This is a genomic window from Amycolatopsis acidicola, from assembly GCF_007713735.2.
In the GTDB taxonomy this organism is placed as follows: Bacteria; Actinomycetota; Actinomycetes; order Mycobacteriales; family Pseudonocardiaceae; genus Amycolatopsis_E; species Amycolatopsis_E acidicola.
Map to the genome: position 1 here is coordinate 69,713 of NZ_VMNW02000010.1, position 15,695 is coordinate 85,407.

The window sequence follows — 15,695 nt, forward strand, 5'->3', positions numbered from 1 at the left end:
GTGTCCATTTCGGATCGCCGCCCGTCGCGCGGGCAGGCCGTGAACGCGGACCGGCCCGCGCGGTGGACGGGGGCGGGCTGCCTCATCCCGGCGGAAACGCGCACGCACCGGAAGCAGCTCCCCGAGGAGGCCGCCTCCTACGCCCGCGAGCTGATCATCTCGGGAGCGGTCCGCCCCGGTGAATTCCTGCGGCTGGAAAGCATCGCGCAGGCGGTCGGCATCAGCAACACCCCTGTCCGGGAAGGCCTGCTTACCCTGCGCAGCGAGGGTTTCGTCCAGCTCGTCCCGCGGCGCGGTTTCGTGGTCGCGCCCTTCACTCCCCAGGACGTGCGCGACCTGTTCTGGGCACAGGCCCGCCTCGCCGGGGAGCTGGCGGCGCGCGCGGCCCAGAGCATCACGGGAGAACAGCTCGCCAGGCTGGAGGCGAACCTCGAGGAGTACGAACGGGCGAGCGCGGCGGGAGACGGGGGCAGGCTGGCCGCGCTGGGGCACCAGTTCCACCGCGAGGTCAACCTCGCCGCCGGCTCACACCGCCTCACCCTGGTGCTGGGCTCGATCGTCAAACAGCTGCCGAACCGGTTCTATGCCGGGATCGAAGGCCAGGTCGACGCCACGCGCGACGAGCACCCACTCGTACTGGACGCCCTGCGCCGGCGGCAGCCCCGGCTGGCACGCGGGATCATGGAAGAACACATCGCCGAGCGCGCCGAAAGCCTCACCAAGCTCCTGGCCGGCCGCGGCCTGTGGTGACACGCCCGTTCGTTGCCGATCCGGCCACAGCCAAGGCGGAAAAGGGTGCTATGAGCAGGTCCGCCGGCGGTTGGTGTCCGCCTGCTTCCGGTCGGATCGGTAACACGCCGCGCCTGAGTACACCCGGCTCCCGCACGGCAGGTCCCGGTTTCCGTATGATGGGCCGAACATATCCCGTATCACATTAAGTATAGAGAGAACGATGGTCGACGCGAGCACAGTCCGCGGGCGCGGGTCACGACGGCAGCAGCTTCCCGAAGAGGTGGCCTCCTACGTCCGTGAGCTCATCATCTCCGGCGAGGTGCGGCCAGGAGAGTTCCTCCGGATGGAGCCGATCGCCGAAGCCGTCGGCGTGAGCAACACGCCGGTCCGTGAAGGCCTGCTTTCCCTGCGCAGTGAAGGTTTCGTCGAACTGGTGCCCCGCCGCGGGTTCGTCGTCGCGTCCTTCACCCGCCAAGACGTGCGCGACCTGTTCTGGGCACAGGCGCAGCTCGCGGGCGAGCTGGGCGCGCGCGCGGCCAAGACCATCACCTCCGACCAGCTGGCGGTGCTCGAAACCAACGTCGCGGACTACGAGCGGGCCTTCGACGCGGGTGACCAGGCCCAGCTCGCCGAGCTCGGGCACCAGTTCCACCGGCAGATCAACCTCGCGGCGAACTCGCACCGGCTGGCGCTGCTGCTCGGCACTGTCGTCAGCCAGCTGCCCAACCGCTTCTACGCCCAGATCGAAGGGCACGTCGGCGGCACGAGGGAAGCGCACCCGCGGATCCTCGACGCGATCCGCAAGCGGGCGTCCCGCCAGGTGCGCTCGCTTATTTCCGAGCACATTCTCGAAGGCGGCGAACAGCTCGTCGGCATGCTCGAAGAGCGTGGCATGTGGGCGGACTCGCCCAGCACCTCCTGACGGCTCACCGGTTCCAGACGCCGCGCCGCTCCAAGCTCTCGATCAGCTGATCCGCCCCTTCGAGCAGGTGCTCGGTCATCAGCTTCCGCGCCTTCTGGGGCTGCCTGCTCCGCAGCGCCCTCAGCAGCAGCGGGTGTGCCTCCCTGGTGCCCTCGACATGGCCCGTGATGGCTGTGTAGAAGCGGTTGGGCAGTTGCTTCACGATCGAACCTAGGAGCAGTGTCAGCCGGCGTGAATCCGCCGCGAGGTTGACCTCACGATGGAACAGGTGCCCCAGGTGGGAGAGCGCCTCGCCGTCGGCGGACGCATAGGCTTTTTCGTATTGTCCGAGATTGGCCTCGAGCCGGGCGAGCTGCTCCGGAGTGATCCGTTTCGCCGCCCGCGCGGCCAGCTCGCCGGCCAGCTGGGACTGCGCCCAGAACAGGTCCCGCAGGTCTTCCCGGGTGAACGACTCCACGACGAACCCGCGGCGCGGGACGAGGCGCACGAAGCCTTCGCTCTGCAGGATGAACAAGCCCTCGCGAACCGGCGTGTTGCTCACCCCGAGCGCGTCACGGAGCGCGTCCACGCGAAGGTAGTCCCCGGGCCGGACTTCGCCCGAGACAATCATTTCCCGGGCGTGAGCGGCCACCTCCTCAGGAAGCTGTGTCCGCCCGTTCGCCGCCCCTTTGGCGTACGCCGGGTCGTAGCTCATCAGGTGTCCCCCCTGCGCGAACGCCACGGTCACGCCGCGTACCGGTCCGGTCATCGCATCATGTATATCGGGTGCGCGCAGTGGACGGAACAGCGCCACCTCGCCGGGGTCCTCTGTTGCGATCGCCACGCTACGAGCGAGCGATTCCGCGTTATAAATATATAGTGCGTGATCTTGCAGAACCTTACGGACTACCGCTGGCCGGCCTGCGCATCGTGGAAATCTCCGGCTACGTCGCCACGCCCCTGTGCGGGATGACGCTTTCCCAGCTCGGCGCCGACGTCATCCGGGTCGAGCCCGTCGGCGGAGCACCCGACCGCGCCCGGCTTCCCCGCGCCGGCGGCGGGACCAGCCTCTACTGGACGGGACTGAACAAGGGAAAGCGCTCCGTCGAGGTCGATCTCTCCACCACCGCGGGGCGGGACCTCGTCACCGATCTGGTCGCCGGACGCGGCATCGTGCTGACCAACTCGGACCGGATCCTGCCCTTCGATTCCTTGCGCCGGGCCCGCCCGGACGTCGTGCGCGCGGTCCTGACCGGCGGCCGCGACGGCTCACCGGCCGTCGACTACACCGTCAACGCGGCGACCGGATTTCCTTACCTCACCGGCCCCGCCGAGGCCGGGCCGGTCAACCACGTAGTACCGGTCTGGGACCTCACAGCAGGTCTGTACCTCGCCGTCGGGTTGCTGGCTGCCGACCGCCGCAGGCAGCTGACCGGGGAACCACAACAGATCCGCGTCGCGCTGGAGGACATCGCCGTGGCCACGGCGGGCAATCTGGGCTACCTGGCCGACGTCCAGCTCGGCGGGCAGGAACGCACCGCCGACGGCAACCACGTCTACGGCACTTTCGGCCGTGACTTCCAGACCTCCGACGGCAAGCGCGTCATGGTCGTCGCCCTGACGAAGCGGCACTGGCACGATCTCGTCGAGGTGACCGGCACCGGCGCCGTGGTCACCGCCCTCGCCGAAAGCCTCCCCGCGGACTTCGGGGACGAAGCGGATCGCTACCGGCACCGACGCCTGCTCGGCAGCGTCTTCGAAGGCTGGTTCGAAACACGCACCGCCGCCGAGATCGCCACGGCACTGGACAAGACCAGGGTCCTGTGGTCGTCGTACCGGTCCTTCGCGGAGCTGGCCCTGCACGAAAACCCGTTGCTGCACCGGCTCGATCAGCCCGGCGTCGGGGAACACCTGGCGCCGGGCTCGCCGATCGCCGTGGACGGGCATCAGGCGCCGGCACGGCCCGCCCCCGGCGTCGGCCAGCACACCGCGGAAGTCCTCCGTGACGAGCTGGGGATGTCCGAGTCCGAGATGGCGAAACTCGCCGGCGCGGGGGTGATCGGACCACAGGCCTGACGGGCGGCGGTCAGCCCTCGTGGTCGTGTTCGACGAGGGCCCGGATCACCTTTCCGTCGCGCACATCGGCATAAGCCCGGGCGATTCCGTCCACTGTGTACCGTTGGGTGATCAGCTCGTCGAGCTTGAGCCTGCCCTCCTCGTAGAGCCGGGCAAGCCGCGGAATGTCGTAATGCGCGTTGCACCCACCGAGCAGCGCGCCGCGCACGCTGACGTCGAAGAAGGTCACGCGGTTGCCCGGCAATCGCAGGTTGACATCCGACGCCTCGTCGGCGGTCGCGGTGAGCACGAGGCGAGCGCCCTTGCCGGTGGCTTCCAGCGCCCCCAAGGTGATCTCGGGCCGAAGGACCCCGACGGTCACGATGACGACGTCGGCACCCGAACCGCGCGAGAGATGCCTGCCCAGTTCTCCCGCCTCTTCGAGGTTCGCCGCGGTATGCGTGGCGCCGACAGAGCGGGCGAACTCGCGCTTCCACTCGACGGGGTCCACGGCCACGACATGGCTCGCCCCCTTGAAGGCCGCCCCCTGCACGGCGTTGATCCCCACGCCGCCGATCCCCGCGACGATCACCGTGTCGCCCGCCTGCACCTCACCGACGTACTCGGCCGAACCCCATCCCGTGGGCACGCCACAACTGAGCAGCGCCGCGACGTCCATCGGGAACCACTCGGGGATCTTGACGCACGACGCCTGCGAGACGACGACGTGGTCGGCGAAGGTCCCGAGCATGCAGAACCCGCCCAGCGGTTCCCCGTCGAGCGAGGCCCGGAAGGTCCCGTCCGGCATCGCCCCGGTCGGGACGTGCGCCGTGTAGTCGCACATCCGCGACCGGCCCGAGGTGCAATACCGGCACACGCCGCACTGCGGCAGCACGGAAAGGATCACGTGATCGCCCGGGGCGAACCGGGTGACGCCCGGCCCGACGGCCTCGACGACCCCCGAACCCTCGTGCCCGCCGATCAACGGGTACCGGCCTCCGGTCCCCGTTCCGCCATGCCGCCGGTGTTCGTCCGAACGGCACAGCCCCGCGTACCGCACCCGGACGAGCACCTCCTCGGCACGGGGTGCCTCGACCTCCAGGGTCGCGGTCGTCCAGTCGGCCAGTGGCGCCGTGAGCACCGATGCCTGGACCTTCATGTCACCAACCTCTCCGGAAACCCTGAGTCACCACCGGTGGCGGCTCAGGTGTAGGGCAGCGCGCGCTCGGTCGTGAGGTCCCAGACCACGGACTTGTGGCGGGTGAATTCCCGGACCGCCGCGATGCCGAACTCACGGCCGAAGCCGCTGCGTTTCATCCCGCCGGAAGGCACCGTGGGATGCAGGGCGCGGTGGGCGTTCACCCAGACCGTGCCCGCCACCAGATGCCCGGCAAGGTAGTGGATCGTCCGGGCGTCATTGCCCCAGATCTGCGAGCTCAGCCCGAAACTCGTGGCGTTGGCCCGCGCGAGCGCCTCGTCGATGTCCGAGTACGACAGCACGCTTGCCATCGGCCCGAATGCCTCGGTGGTGGCGGCGGGGTTGTCGTCGGTGACATCGGCCAGCACCGTGGGCTGGTAGAAGGAGCCCGCGGCGAGCGGGCCGTCTTCTGCCGGTGCACCGCCGGTCATCACCGTGGCCCCCGCGGCGACAGCCCGCCCGACGAGCCCGTGGACGTGGTCGCGTTGCCGCCTGCTGATCAGCGTGCCCATCTCGGACCGCTTGTCGGCGGGCAGCCCCACCCGTACCGCGGCGGCCCGCTTGGCCAGCTCCTGTGTCACCTCGGCATACCGGGATTCGTGCACCAGGATCCGCGATCCGGCGATGCAACTCTGGCCGCTTTTGACGAAGTTCGAATGCAGCACCGAAGGCAGCGCGAGCTCGAGATCCGCGTCCGGCAGGAGGATTGCGGGACTCTTGCCGCCGAGTTCCAGCACCACCGGCGCGATGGTGGACGCCGACTGCCGGATCACCGCCTGGCCGGCACCGGGACTGCCGGTGAACGACACCATCCCGATGGCCGGATGCTCGCACAGCAGCGGGCCTGCCGTCTCGCCACGACCGGTCACCACGCTCACGACCCCGGGCGGTATTCCCGCCTCGAGGGCGAGTTCGGCCATCCGGAAGGTCGAGCCCGGTGCCTGCTCGGCGGCCTTGTACACGATGCAGTTGCCCGCGACCAGCGCCGGCCCGCCCTTGACCGCCACGAACACGATATTGGCGTTGTAGGCGTTGATTCCCGCGACGACGCCGAACGGCTCGTCCATCCCGTAGGCCACCCGGCCCGGGTACCGCGAGAACGTGGTGCCTTCCAGCTTGTCCGCCAGTCCCGCGTAGTAAGTGAGCACCCGCACGGCGGTGTCGATGTCGCCCAGCACCTCCTTGCGGACGTGCCCGACCTCGGCGAGTTCGAGTGCCGCGAGCTCCTCACGGTGCGCGGTGATCCGATCGGCCCACGACCGCAGCAGCGCGCCACGGACGTCCGGCGCGGTATCCCGCCAGGTTCCAGTGAAAGCCCGCTCCGCCTGCGCGACGACCATGTCCACTTCGGACGAACGGATCTCGTGCGCCTGGCCGATCACCGCACCGGTGGCCGGGTTCTCGACGTCGAAGTCTTGAGCGTCGGCCGGCAGCACGTGGCCGTCCGCGCCGAGGTATCCGGTCCGCGTGCCGATTGTCACGTTTGTCACGCACAATATATTAAACGTGAAACGGCGTAAGGTCCATCCCCGGACCGGAGAAAGGGGATTCGGATGGCAGCGAACGGCTCGTACATCGAGGAATTGTTCGGCGTCCAGGGAAAGCGTGTCGTCGTGACCGGAGGTGTCCGCGGGATAGGCCGCGCCATCGCGCAAGGTTTCGTGGACGGCGGGGCGGACGTCATCGTCACTTCGCGCGGCGCGGAGGATTGCGTCAAGGCCGAAGCGGAGCTCGGCAAGACGGGCCGCTGCCGCGCCCTGCGGGCGAATCTGTCCACAGTGGAGGGTTGCCGGACGTTCGCCGCTGAGATCGGGTCGCTGCTGCCCGCACTGGACGTGCTGGTCAACAACGCGGGCGCGCAGCACGAACAGCCACTGCCCGAGTTCACCGAGGAAGGCTGGGACCAGGTACACGACGTCAACGTCAAGGCGCCGTTCTTCCTTGTCCAGGCCCTGCTTCCGCTACTGGAAGCGGCGGGCTCCGCCGAGGCGCCCGCGCGGGTGATCACCGTCGGCTCCGTCAATGCCCTGCGCGCGGCGAAACGGGACGTGTACGCGTACTCGTCGTCGAAGGCGGCCGTACATCACCTGAGCACACATCTGGCGGCCCGGCTCGCACCGGATATCACGGTCAACGTACTGGCGCCCGGGATGTTCGTGACCGGAATACGCCGGGAGGGCAAGGATTATCCCCGGGATCCGTCCGTGCTGGCCGAAGTGCCCTTGGGCCGGTTCGTCGGTCCGTCCGACGTCGCCGGAGCCGCGCTCTACCTCGCGTCAGCGGCCGGATCCGGGCTCACCGGGGTGATGCTGCCAGTCGACTGCGGGCTGGCCACCACCCGCTGAGCGGTCCCGCGTGGCGCTATCGGCGTACTCCGATCAGCCGGGGATCGATAGCGCCACCGGGACTCGCCACCGCGGACACCGTCACCGCGCCGAACGCCCCCGCGCGGTCGAACACCACCGCCGTGCCGGTCGCGATCCCGTCCTCGGCGAACCGGTGCTCGGCGGCCAGCCCGATGCCCTCCCCGGGCGCCGGCAGCCTGCTGACGACGAGACTGGCGTCGGCGTTGATGAACTCCACGCCGAACTCGCCCCAGTTGGCCACCATGTTCACCACGTCCGTGGCCATCGCGGTGAGCTGGAAAGGGCTCGGTTCCTCAGCTGCCACGAGCCGGACCGGTGCGAGCCAGACCTGCTTGCGGCGCTCGTTCTGGTGCGGGTCGGGCAGCGGCGTCCACCCCACACCTTCGCTGTAGTACAGCCGTTCCTCAGAGCTTCCCGGCCGCATTCCGGGCGGCGGCGGCACGAAATCCAGCCGCGGCGAAAAGACCTTGCCCTGCGGGGCTGTCGTCTCCGTGAGGAAAAGCGCGCCGGCGCGGGCGACCTCACGGCCATCCTGGCGCAGCACCGCATCGATCAAACACACCTGCCTGCCCGCTCGGACGATGGTCGCCTCCGCCGTGCACGGCGCCATCGCTGCCGGGCGGAACAAGTCGACGCGCCAGCGGACAGGCCGTCGCGCCACCCCGCCCGGACCCGGCGGCACCACCTGTTCGACCGCGCGGGCCAATGCTCCGCTGACCGCGCTTCCCCGCATCTGCCCGCCGTCGCCCCACAGGCTGTCGGCCGATGAACACGGAACCAGCGTGTCCCCGGTCCCCGTAACCTCGAAGTAAGCCTGGCTCATGCTCGCGACGCTATCACCCTGATCACGCTTAATATACGATCGCCATCCGCCGTCACCGCCTGCATCCGGCACGGCCGGGAACGCGGGACCCCCTTGACCTCTCATACACGCATTATATATTAAGTTTGCCTTGTCCATGTCTCCGCACAGACAGGAACCCCGGCCATGCCGATCAGTGAAGATCGCGCCCCTGCCCCGTCCGAACCGGATACGACCTCAGCCGACCGCCGTGACTTCCGGCGGATCGCGATCGCCAGCCTCGTCGGCACGCTGATCGAGGGTTACGACTTCGTCCTCTACAGCCTGGCCGCGGCGCTCGTCTTCCCGAAGGTGTTCTTCCCTTCGCTGGGCCCGGCGGCGGGCACGATCGCTTCGCTCGCCACACTCGGCGTCGCGTTCGCCGGCAGGCCGATCGGCGCGATCCTGTTCGGGCACTTCGGTGACCGGCTCGGCCGCAAACGCACCCTGATCGCCACGGTCACGGGCATGGGCCTGGGCACCACGCTGATGGGTCTGATCCCGTCCGCGGACACCATCGGGATCGCGGCGCCGATCCTCATCGTCGTGCTACGCGCCATCCAGGGCATCGCGATCGGTGGTGAATGGGCCGGGGCCGTGCTCTTCGTGACGGAACACGCGCCCAAGGAGCGCCGCGGGCTGTACGCGATGTTCCCCCAGCTCGGGCATTCGATGCCGAACGCGCTTTCCGCGGGCACCTTCCTGCTGGTCGGCCTGCTGGTGAGCCCCGAGACCTTCCTTGCGTGGGGCTGGCGGGTGCCGTTCATCGCGAGCGTCCTGCTGCTCGCCTTCAGCCTCTACATCCGGCTCAGGGTGGAAGAAACCCCGGTCTTCAAGAACCAGCAGAAGCGTGGCGGCACGTCTGGAGTTCCGTTGTTCGCCGCCTTCCGCAGGCAGCCGGGCACGATCCTGCGCACGGCAGGGGTTTCGCTCACCGCGCTGACCTTCGTGTACGTCGGCAACGCCTTCGTCGCCAACTACGGGGTTGGTTCGCTCGGCCTCTCCCGCAACGCCGTCCTGGCGATGGGCGCCGCGTCCGGACTGGCGTTCGCGATGTTCACGATGCTGAGCGCGGTCCTGTCCGACCGGTTCGGCCGTCGCCCGGTCATCGGCGGCTCACAGATTCTCGGCGTGGTGTGGGGCCTGGTGCTCTTCCCGTTGCTCGACACCGGTTCGGTCGCCGCCTACGGGCTCGCCATGTGCCTCACGATGGCCATCGCCGGACTCGGGTACGGCGCCATCGGCGCCTTCGTGCCCGAACAGTTCCCGACCGCCTATCGCTACACGGCCGCCGGTATCGCCTACCAGATCACCGGCGTGATCGGCGGCGGCGTCGCGCCCCTGCTGGCCCCGGTGATCATCTCCGCGCAGGGCACCACCGTCTTCGGCATCGTGCTCGCGGCTATCTCCGCCGTAGCCGCGGTCTGCACCTTTTCCTTACGTGAGACCGGAAAAGACGACCTCGACGGGCAGCACGCGGACGAGCAGGCCGGCCACACCCTGGCACAGCAAGGAGAACGATGAAGACCCACACGACCCTGTTCCTCGACGGCGAGTGGGTTCCGTCCCAGGGCTCCGGGCGGATCGACGTGATTTCGCCGTGGACCGAGGAAATCACTGGAACGGTCCCTGCCGCGACGACCGGCGACGTGGACCGCGCGGTGGCCGCGGCACGCCGGGCGTTCGACGACGGCCGGTGGGCCCGCACGGAACTCGCGGAGCGGATCGCCGTCCTCCGGCGAGTCCGCGAGGCCCTCGTCGCGCGACGGCAGGAGTTCGCCGCTCTCATCACCGACGAGATGGGCTCCCCCATCGCGCAGTCCAGCGCGATCCAGATCGGTGCTCCCCTCGCGCTCCTCGACACCTACACCGAACTGGCCGCGAGCTACCCGTTCGAGGAGATCCGGTCCGCGGCGTCGGGAAGCGCGCTCGTCACTCGCGAGCCCGTCGGCGTGGTCGCGGCGGTGGTGCCGTGGAACGTCCCGCTCACCGTCACCGTCCAGAAACTGGCCCCGGCACTGCTGACCGGCTGCACGGTCGTGCTCAAGCCCGCGCCCGAAACACCGCTCAGCGTTTACGCCCTCACCGAGCTCTTCCGGCAAGCCGGGCTGCCGGCCGGGGTGCTCAACGTGGTTCCAGCCGGCCGGGAGGTGAGCGAGTACCTCGTGGGGCATCCCGGGGTCGACAAGGTGACCTTCACGGGATCGACCGTGGCAGGCAGGCGGATCGCCTCCGTCTGCGGCGAGCACCTCAAGCGGGTCACCCTGGAACTGGGAGGCAAGTCCGCGGCCGTGGTGCTCGACGACGCCGACCTCGACAGCACCGTCGAGGCTTTGCGCCTGGGTTCACTGCGCAACAGCGGGCAGATCTGCACGCTCAAGACCCGGCTGCTCGTGTCGCACCGCCGCCACGACGAGTTCGTGGATCGTCTTCGTGGTCTGCTCGCCTCGATGCCGGTCGGCGATCCGCACGATCCGGCGACGCAGATCGGCCCGATGGTGACCGCGCGGCAACGTGACCGCGTCGCCGGATACATCCGCATCGGTCGTGAGGAGGGCGCCACCGTGGTGGCCGGTGGCGGTGAGCCCACGCAACCGCGGGGCTGGTTCGTCGACCCGACGATCTTCACCGGCGTACGGCCGGACATGCGGATCGCGCAGGAGGAGATCTTCGGCCCGGTCCTCGCGGTGATCTCCTATGCCGACGAGGAAGAAGCCATCGCCATCGCGAACAACTCCTCCTACGGGCTCAATGGCGCGGTGTTCACCCAGGACCCCGGGCACGGGCTGGCCGTCGCGCGGCGGATCCGCACCGGGACCGTGGAACTCAACGGCAATCCGGCCGGGTTCCACGCCCCGTTCGGCGGGTTCAAGGCCAGCGGGATCGGCCGGGAAGCCGGCCGTGAAGGATTCGAGTCCTATGTGGAACCGAAATCGTACGGACTGCCGCCGGAATTCGCGGCTTCGCTGAACCAGGAAGGGAAATCGTGGACGACCTCCAGCGTCTCGTGATCGAGCAGGCGTGCCGGCAGCTGATGGCGCGCTATTGCCTGCACCTCGACCACCTGGAACTCGACGAGTTCGCGGGTCTCTGGGCCCCGGACGGGGTCTACAAACCCGCAGCGTCACCGGAGCGGATCGTGGGGAGGCCGGCGATTCTCGAGTGGGCGCACGCTTACCCGAAGAACCGTTTCGGCCGGCACTTGTCCGCCAACGAGGTGGTCGACGTCGTCGACGCCGAGCACGCGACGGGATCGTCCTACGCGGTCGTGTTCCGCGAGCCGGACCCGCGTCCGGGAATCCTCTCCTCACGGGTGACCCCGCGCAGCGTGGCCGAATACCGCGACGAATTCCGGCTCACCGAAGGAGGCTGGCGGTTCGCCTCGCGCGTCTACCGGATCAACTTCCTGGAAGCCGGCGAGCCGAACAGGCCGGCGCCTAGCTTTTAGCTGCCCCGCAAGGCTTCTCGATGCTCGGGCGCGGCGATCGCGACGAGCCGCCGGGCCCGCTCGGCGGCCGTCGTGGCGCGCAGATCCGCCAGACCGTACTCGGTGGCGACGATATCGATGTCGCTTTGCGGCGAGGTCGTCGGCCCGTCGAGCTGCGGCACGATCGAGCTCCTGGTACCGGACGGGTCGGTGGACGGCAACGCGACCACAGCCAGCCCGGAGCGGGCGAGGCGGGCCGCACGGAACAGATCGACCTGCCCGCCGACCGCACCGAGATAGCGGCCACCGAGCGCCTCGGCGTTGACCTGTCCATAAAGGTCAACCTGCAGCGCGGAGTTGACCACGACGAACGGGTCACAGGACGCGAGCGCGGCCGGGTCCAGGAGTTCGCCCGGGGCAACGAATTCGACACCCGCGTTGTGGTCGACGAAGTCGTACAAGCGGCGGCTGCCCAGGGCCATACCGGTCAAACACGCTCCGGCGGCTCCCACGTCGACCGCTCCATTGTCGACGAGTTCCAGGAGCCAGTCCCCGATCAGCGCCGACCGCACCCGCAACCCGGACCGCTCCCGCAACGCCCCGGCGATCTCTCCCGGCACCGCGCCGATACCGAGCTGAAGGCTCGCCCCGTCGGGAACGAGATCCGCCACGATCGCGCCGATCGCCTTCTCGGCGGGCCCTGCCGCCCTGGACGGTGAAGTCGGCAACGGCGACTCCGACCGGATCGCCGCAGTGATCCGGTCGCGGTGGATACGCGGTGAGCTGGTGGTTTTCGGCGCGTTCGGATTGATCTCGGCCAGGATCACCCGTGCCTTTCGCATCGCGTCGGCGAGATAACCGATGGACGGGCCGAGGCTGTGGTACCCGTCCTCGTCGGCCGGAGGCAGCTGGACCAGGACCACGTCGACGGGCAGGGTTCCGTTCCGGATGTAGCGGGCGAGGCTCGACAGGTGGCAGGGCAGGATCTCCAGTGCACCGGCGGCCGCGAGTTTCCGCAGAGATCCGTGCGCCGCATAGGATTTGACCGCCGGTCGTCCTGGTTGGACGGTCTGCCACGCTTCGTTCAGGCTGTAGCCGCATAAAACCGTGAGCGGATCGAGCTTCCCGGCGGCCGCCAGGAGATGCCCCACCAGCTCCCGTGGTTCGGCGGCGGCCTCGGCGACGGCGACGTGATCGCCGGGACGGATGTGATCGAGGATCGAGAATCCGGGCATCCCGCCTCACCAGCCGCCGAAGGACAGGCCGCCGTTGACGCTCAGGGTCTGCCCGGTGACCTGGCCCGCCGCGCCCGACGCCAGGAAGGCGACCGCGTCGGCGACATCCCCGGCGTCCGGCGGAGCACCCCACGGGAACCGCGCCACCGCTTTCTCGAACAGCCGCCGCTGGAAGCTCTCCGTGGCGAAAATGCGGTCCCAGGAAGGGGTTCCGGCGGTGATCGTCATCGCGACGCTGTTGACCCGGATCTTCCACCTGGCCAGTTCCTTGGCGAGGGTCTTCGTCATCGAGATGACTCCGGCCCCCGCGGCGCCCATGATCGACTCGCCGCCGGTCGCCGTGCGCGCCGCGTCCGTCGTGAGCATTACGACGGCTCCTCCGCGCACCCGCAAACCCGGCAATGCCGCGTGTACCGGAAAAACGCGCGGGAAGAAACGGCTCGCGAAGGCCTGCGAAAGCTGCTCGCCGGTCATCTCGGCGAACGGTGTCGGCCCTTGTCCCCCCGGCGCGCCCGCGCTGATCAGCAGATCGATCGCACCGTGCTCGTCGACCACACGGGACGCGACCCCCGCGATGCTGTCGTAGTCAGCGCAGTCACCCGCGACGAACTCGGCACGGTCAGTCACTTCGCCCAGCCGGCGCAGGGCTTCCGCCCCACGTTCGGCCGAACGGCCGTTCACCACCACCGTGGCTCCACGCTCCGCAAGGCGCAGCGCGCTCACCAGCCCGACTCCGCTCGTCGCGCCGGTGATCAGCGCGACCTTCCCAGTCAGCTCGGTCGTTCCGGCCTTTGCTTCGTTGTCCGCCACCAACGCGCCTCCCAATCCGTATCGGACGGACGCGCGCGGGTTTCGCCGCCGCGCGACCGTCCTCACTCGGGAGCATAATATATTATGTTCATCTGATGGAGGAAGCCTACTCCGAGCGCTCCCCCGCCGGATTTTTCACGGAGGCGGCATCCCGGGAGCCCGCCCATGCCGGCAACAGCGCGAGCGCGTCGGCCGAAGGGCTGCCGGGCTCGGCGCTGTAGGTGACGATCGACAAGCCGGCCTCGCCGGGCAGTTCGAACACGTCGAAGGACACTTCGACCAACCCGACGCCCGGGTGCCGGAACGACTTCACTCCGGTTCGGTGGATGTGCACGTTGTGTCGCGCCCAGTCCTTTTTGAATGACGCGCTGCAGGCCGAGAGTTCGCCGATCAACGCGGTGAGCTTCTCGTCCAGCGGGTTGCGCCCGGCTTCCATCCGCAGGATCGCCGACGTCGTGCGGCGCGCGAGCGGCCAGTCCACGTAGTAGTCCTGGGCGCGCGGGTCGAGGAAGATGAACCGCGCGATGTTCGGCGGCCGCTCGGTGTCGAAAAGCGGGGCGTACAGCGCCCGCCCGAGTGAGTTCGCGGCCACGAGGTCCTGGCGGGCGTTGTTCACGATCGCCGGGACGTCCATCGCGTCCAGCACCCGCTGCACCGAGGACCGCACCCCGGCCGGGCTGCCCGCCGCGCGACGGCGGCGGGCGCCCGTCGCGGAGACCGCCCTGGCCAGGTCGAAGAGGTGGGCGCGCTCGGCGTCGTTGAGCAGGAGCGCTTGGGCGACGGCGTCGAGCACGCTCTCCGAAGCGCCGGCGATGTTGCCGCGCTCGAGCTTGGTGTAGTAATCGATGCTGACACCGGCCAGCATCGCCACCTCCTCGCGGCGCAGGCCGGGCACCCGCCTGTCCCGGTCGTACTGCGGCAGGCCCACCTGCTCGGGCGTCACCTGAGCACGCCGGGTGACCAGGAAGTCACGGACGTCTTTCCTTCTGTCCATACCACCAGGCTAAACAGGCCGCGCCGGTGCTGGGAGGTTCTGCCAGGACCCCGAACCGGTGATCAGAGAGTGAGCAGGGCCTTGATGGCCCGGCGCTCGTCCATGGCCCGGTACGCCTCGGCCGCCTCGTCCAGGGGCAGGGTCAGGTCGAACACCTTGCCCGGATCGATGCGACGCTGCCAGATCTTCTCGATCAGCTCGGGCAGGAACCGGCGCACCGGCGCCGGGCCACCGTGCAGGTGCACCCCGGAGAAGAACAGCTCCAGGCCGGGCAGCTCCACATCGTGCGAAACACCGACATACCCGACATGACCGCCGGGCCTCGTCGACCGGATCGCCTGCATCATCGACTCCTGCGTGCCGACCGCCTCGATCACGCTGTGCGCGCCGAGCCCGCCGGTCAGCTCCTTGATCCGCTCGACGCCTTCGTCACCACGCTGCTCCACGATGTCGGTGGCACCGAACTCGCGCGCCAGCTTCTGCCGGTCGGCGTGGCGGCTCATCGCGATGATCCGCTCCGCGCCGAGTTCCTTCGCCGCCAGTACACCCAGCAGCCCGACCGCGCCGTCACCGACGACGGCGACCGTCTTTCCGGGCCCGGCCTCCGCGGCCACCGCGCCGAACCAGCCCGTGCCGAGGACGTCGGACGCCGCGAGCAGGCTGGGAATCAAGTCCTCCGGCGGCGTTCCCGGCGTCGCGACCAGGGTGCCGTCGGCCAGCGGGACGCGTAGTTTCTCGGTCTGCGAACCGATCCCGCCCATCGGCACCGCGTGCACGCACCGGCTCTGGTACCCGGCCCGGCAGATCTCGCAGGTGTTGTCGGAGGCGAAGAACGAACCGACCACGAACTGGCCGGGCTCGACGTTGCGGACCTCGCTGCCGACCTCTTCGACGACACCGACGTACTCGTGGCCCATCGGGGCCGGGCCGGACACGTCTTCGATGCCGCGGTAGGGCCACAGATCGGACCCGCAGACGCAGGCCGCGGCGACGCGGATGACCGCGTCCGTCGGCTGCTCGATCCTGGGATCCCGGCGCTCCTCGACCCGGACGTCGCCGGGCGCGTGCAGAATCACGCCACGCATTTCACCACTCCTTGTCAGTCGTTTGTGGACAGTCGAGAAACGAGCCGCGAC

General features: G+C 69.2%; 15 protein-coding genes. 7 read left to right on the plus strand and 8 right to left on the minus strand.

All coding sequences use genetic code 11. The annotated features are described in order from the left end of the window. Positions 1-750, plus strand: a complete 750-nt coding sequence (locus FPZ12_RS09640) for a GntR family transcriptional regulator (RefSeq protein ID WP_208025812.1) — start codon at positions 1-3, stop codon at positions 748-750. A 202-nt stretch (positions 751-952) separates the two neighbouring features. Next, positions 953-1,654 (plus strand): GntR family transcriptional regulator, encoded by a 702-nt coding sequence (locus tag FPZ12_RS09645; RefSeq protein WP_144750784.1) that lies wholly within the window; start codon positions 953-955, stop codon positions 1,652-1,654. 4 nt (positions 1,655-1,658) lie between these two features. Here the strand turns inward: FPZ12_RS09645 and FPZ12_RS09650 are convergent, their stop codons facing one another. Next, positions 1,659-2,447 (minus strand): GntR family transcriptional regulator, encoded by a 789-nt coding sequence (locus FPZ12_RS09650; protein WP_208025813.1) that lies wholly within the window; start codon positions 2,445-2,447, stop codon positions 1,659-1,661. Between the two features lie 65 nt (positions 2,448-2,512). Here FPZ12_RS09650 and FPZ12_RS09655 point away from each other — a divergent pair, with 65 nt between their 5' ends. Beyond that, complete coding sequence (locus FPZ12_RS09655) at positions 2,513-3,709, plus strand: CoA transferase (RefSeq protein WP_208025814.1); 1,197 nt, start codon at positions 2,513-2,515, stop codon at positions 3,707-3,709. A gap of 10 nt (positions 3,710-3,719) precedes the next feature. Here FPZ12_RS09655 and FPZ12_RS09660 read toward each other — a convergent pair whose 3' ends face one another. Together FPZ12_RS09660 and FPZ12_RS09665 are read right to left on the minus strand one after the other, a co-directional pair. Beyond that, positions 3,720-4,847 (minus strand): NDMA-dependent alcohol dehydrogenase, encoded by a 1,128-nt coding sequence (locus FPZ12_RS09660; RefSeq protein WP_144750782.1) that lies wholly within the window; start codon positions 4,845-4,847, stop codon positions 3,720-3,722. A gap of 44 nt (positions 4,848-4,891) precedes the next feature. Then, complete coding sequence (locus FPZ12_RS09665; RefSeq protein WP_144750780.1) at positions 4,892-6,376, minus strand: aldehyde dehydrogenase family protein; 1,485 nt, start codon at positions 6,374-6,376, stop codon at positions 4,892-4,894. Positions 6,377-6,439: 63 nt separating this feature from the next. On the opposite strand from FPZ12_RS09665, the gene FPZ12_RS09670 reads away from it, so the two are divergent. After that, positions 6,440-7,231, plus strand: a complete 792-nt coding sequence (locus FPZ12_RS09670) for an SDR family oxidoreductase (protein ID WP_144750778.1) — start codon at positions 6,440-6,442, stop codon at positions 7,229-7,231. 16 nt (positions 7,232-7,247) lie between these two features. On the opposite strand, the gene FPZ12_RS09675 is transcribed toward FPZ12_RS09670, so the two are convergent. Then, complete coding sequence (locus FPZ12_RS09675) at positions 7,248-8,075, minus strand: thioesterase family protein (protein ID WP_166462663.1); 828 nt, start codon at positions 8,073-8,075, stop codon at positions 7,248-7,250. A gap of 165 nt (positions 8,076-8,240) precedes the next feature. Between FPZ12_RS09675 and FPZ12_RS09680 the strand changes: the two genes are divergently transcribed. The 3 genes from FPZ12_RS09680 to FPZ12_RS09690 are packed head-to-tail and all read left to right on the plus strand — an operon-like array spanning position 8,241 to position 11,541. Next, entirely contained in the window at positions 8,241-9,617 is a 1,377-nt protein-coding gene (locus tag FPZ12_RS09680; RefSeq protein ID WP_144750775.1) for an MFS transporter, read from the plus strand. Further along, a complete protein-coding gene (locus FPZ12_RS09685) occupies positions 9,614-11,104 on the plus strand; it encodes an aldehyde dehydrogenase (protein WP_144750773.1) in 1,491 nt (496 codons plus the stop codon). Before FPZ12_RS09680 ends, FPZ12_RS09685 begins: the two co-directional genes overlap by 4 nt. Continuing rightward, complete coding sequence (locus FPZ12_RS09690; protein ID WP_144750771.1) at positions 11,080-11,541, plus strand: nuclear transport factor 2 family protein; 462 nt, start codon at positions 11,080-11,082, stop codon at positions 11,539-11,541. The genes FPZ12_RS09685 and FPZ12_RS09690 overlap by 25 nt, the downstream gene beginning before the upstream one ends. On the opposite strand, the gene FPZ12_RS09695 is transcribed toward FPZ12_RS09690, so the two are convergent. The 4 genes from FPZ12_RS09695 to FPZ12_RS09710 form a co-directional block, all read right to left on the minus strand. Beyond that, positions 11,538-12,755, minus strand: coding sequence for an acetyl-CoA hydrolase/transferase family protein (locus tag FPZ12_RS09695; RefSeq protein ID WP_144750769.1), 1,218 nt, complete (start codon positions 12,753-12,755; stop codon positions 11,538-11,540). The two genes, FPZ12_RS09690 and FPZ12_RS09695, sit on opposite strands and share 4 nt — an antisense overlap. Positions 12,756-12,761: 6 nt before the next feature. Then, positions 12,762-13,565 carry an SDR family NAD(P)-dependent oxidoreductase gene (locus FPZ12_RS09700; RefSeq protein WP_144750767.1) on the minus strand — a complete coding sequence of 268 codons (804 nt, stop codon included), beginning with the start codon at positions 13,563-13,565 and terminating at the stop codon, positions 12,762-12,764. Between the two features lie 106 nt (positions 13,566-13,671). Next, positions 13,672-14,559, minus strand: a complete 888-nt coding sequence (locus tag FPZ12_RS09705; RefSeq protein ID WP_144750765.1) for a helix-turn-helix transcriptional regulator — start codon at positions 14,557-14,559, stop codon at positions 13,672-13,674. A gap of 62 nt (positions 14,560-14,621) precedes the next feature. Then, positions 14,622-15,644 (minus strand): zinc-dependent alcohol dehydrogenase family protein, encoded by a 1,023-nt coding sequence (locus FPZ12_RS09710; protein ID WP_144750763.1) that lies wholly within the window; start codon positions 15,642-15,644, stop codon positions 14,622-14,624. Positions 15,645-15,695 lie beyond the last annotated feature (51 nt).

Coding starts and splice junctions, on each gene's coding strand:
- FPZ12_RS09685 (WP_144750773.1), top strand. CDS start 9,614: ATGAAGACCCACACGACCCTGTTCCTCGACGGCGAGTGGGTTCCGTCC.
- FPZ12_RS09660 (WP_144750782.1), bottom strand. CDS start 4,847: ATGAAGGTCCAGGCATCGGTGCTCACGGCGCCACTGGCCGACTGGACG.
- FPZ12_RS09675 (WP_166462663.1), bottom strand. CDS start 8,075: ATGAGCCAGGCTTACTTCGAGGTTACGGGGACCGGGGACACGCTGGTT.
- FPZ12_RS09645 (WP_144750784.1), top strand. CDS start 953: ATGGTCGACGCGAGCACAGTCCGCGGGCGCGGGTCACGACGGCAGCAG.
- FPZ12_RS09680 (WP_144750775.1), top strand. CDS start 8,241: ATGCCGATCAGTGAAGATCGCGCCCCTGCCCCGTCCGAACCGGATACG.
- FPZ12_RS09695 (WP_144750769.1), bottom strand. CDS start 12,755: ATGCCCGGATTCTCGATCCTCGATCACATCCGTCCCGGCGATCACGTC.
- FPZ12_RS09670 (WP_144750778.1), top strand. CDS start 6,440: ATGGCAGCGAACGGCTCGTACATCGAGGAATTGTTCGGCGTCCAGGGA.
- FPZ12_RS09710 (WP_144750763.1), bottom strand. CDS start 15,644: ATGCGTGGCGTGATTCTGCACGCGCCCGGCGACGTCCGGGTCGAGGAG.
- FPZ12_RS09705 (WP_144750765.1), bottom strand. CDS start 14,559: ATGGACAGAAGGAAAGACGTCCGTGACTTCCTGGTCACCCGGCGTGCT.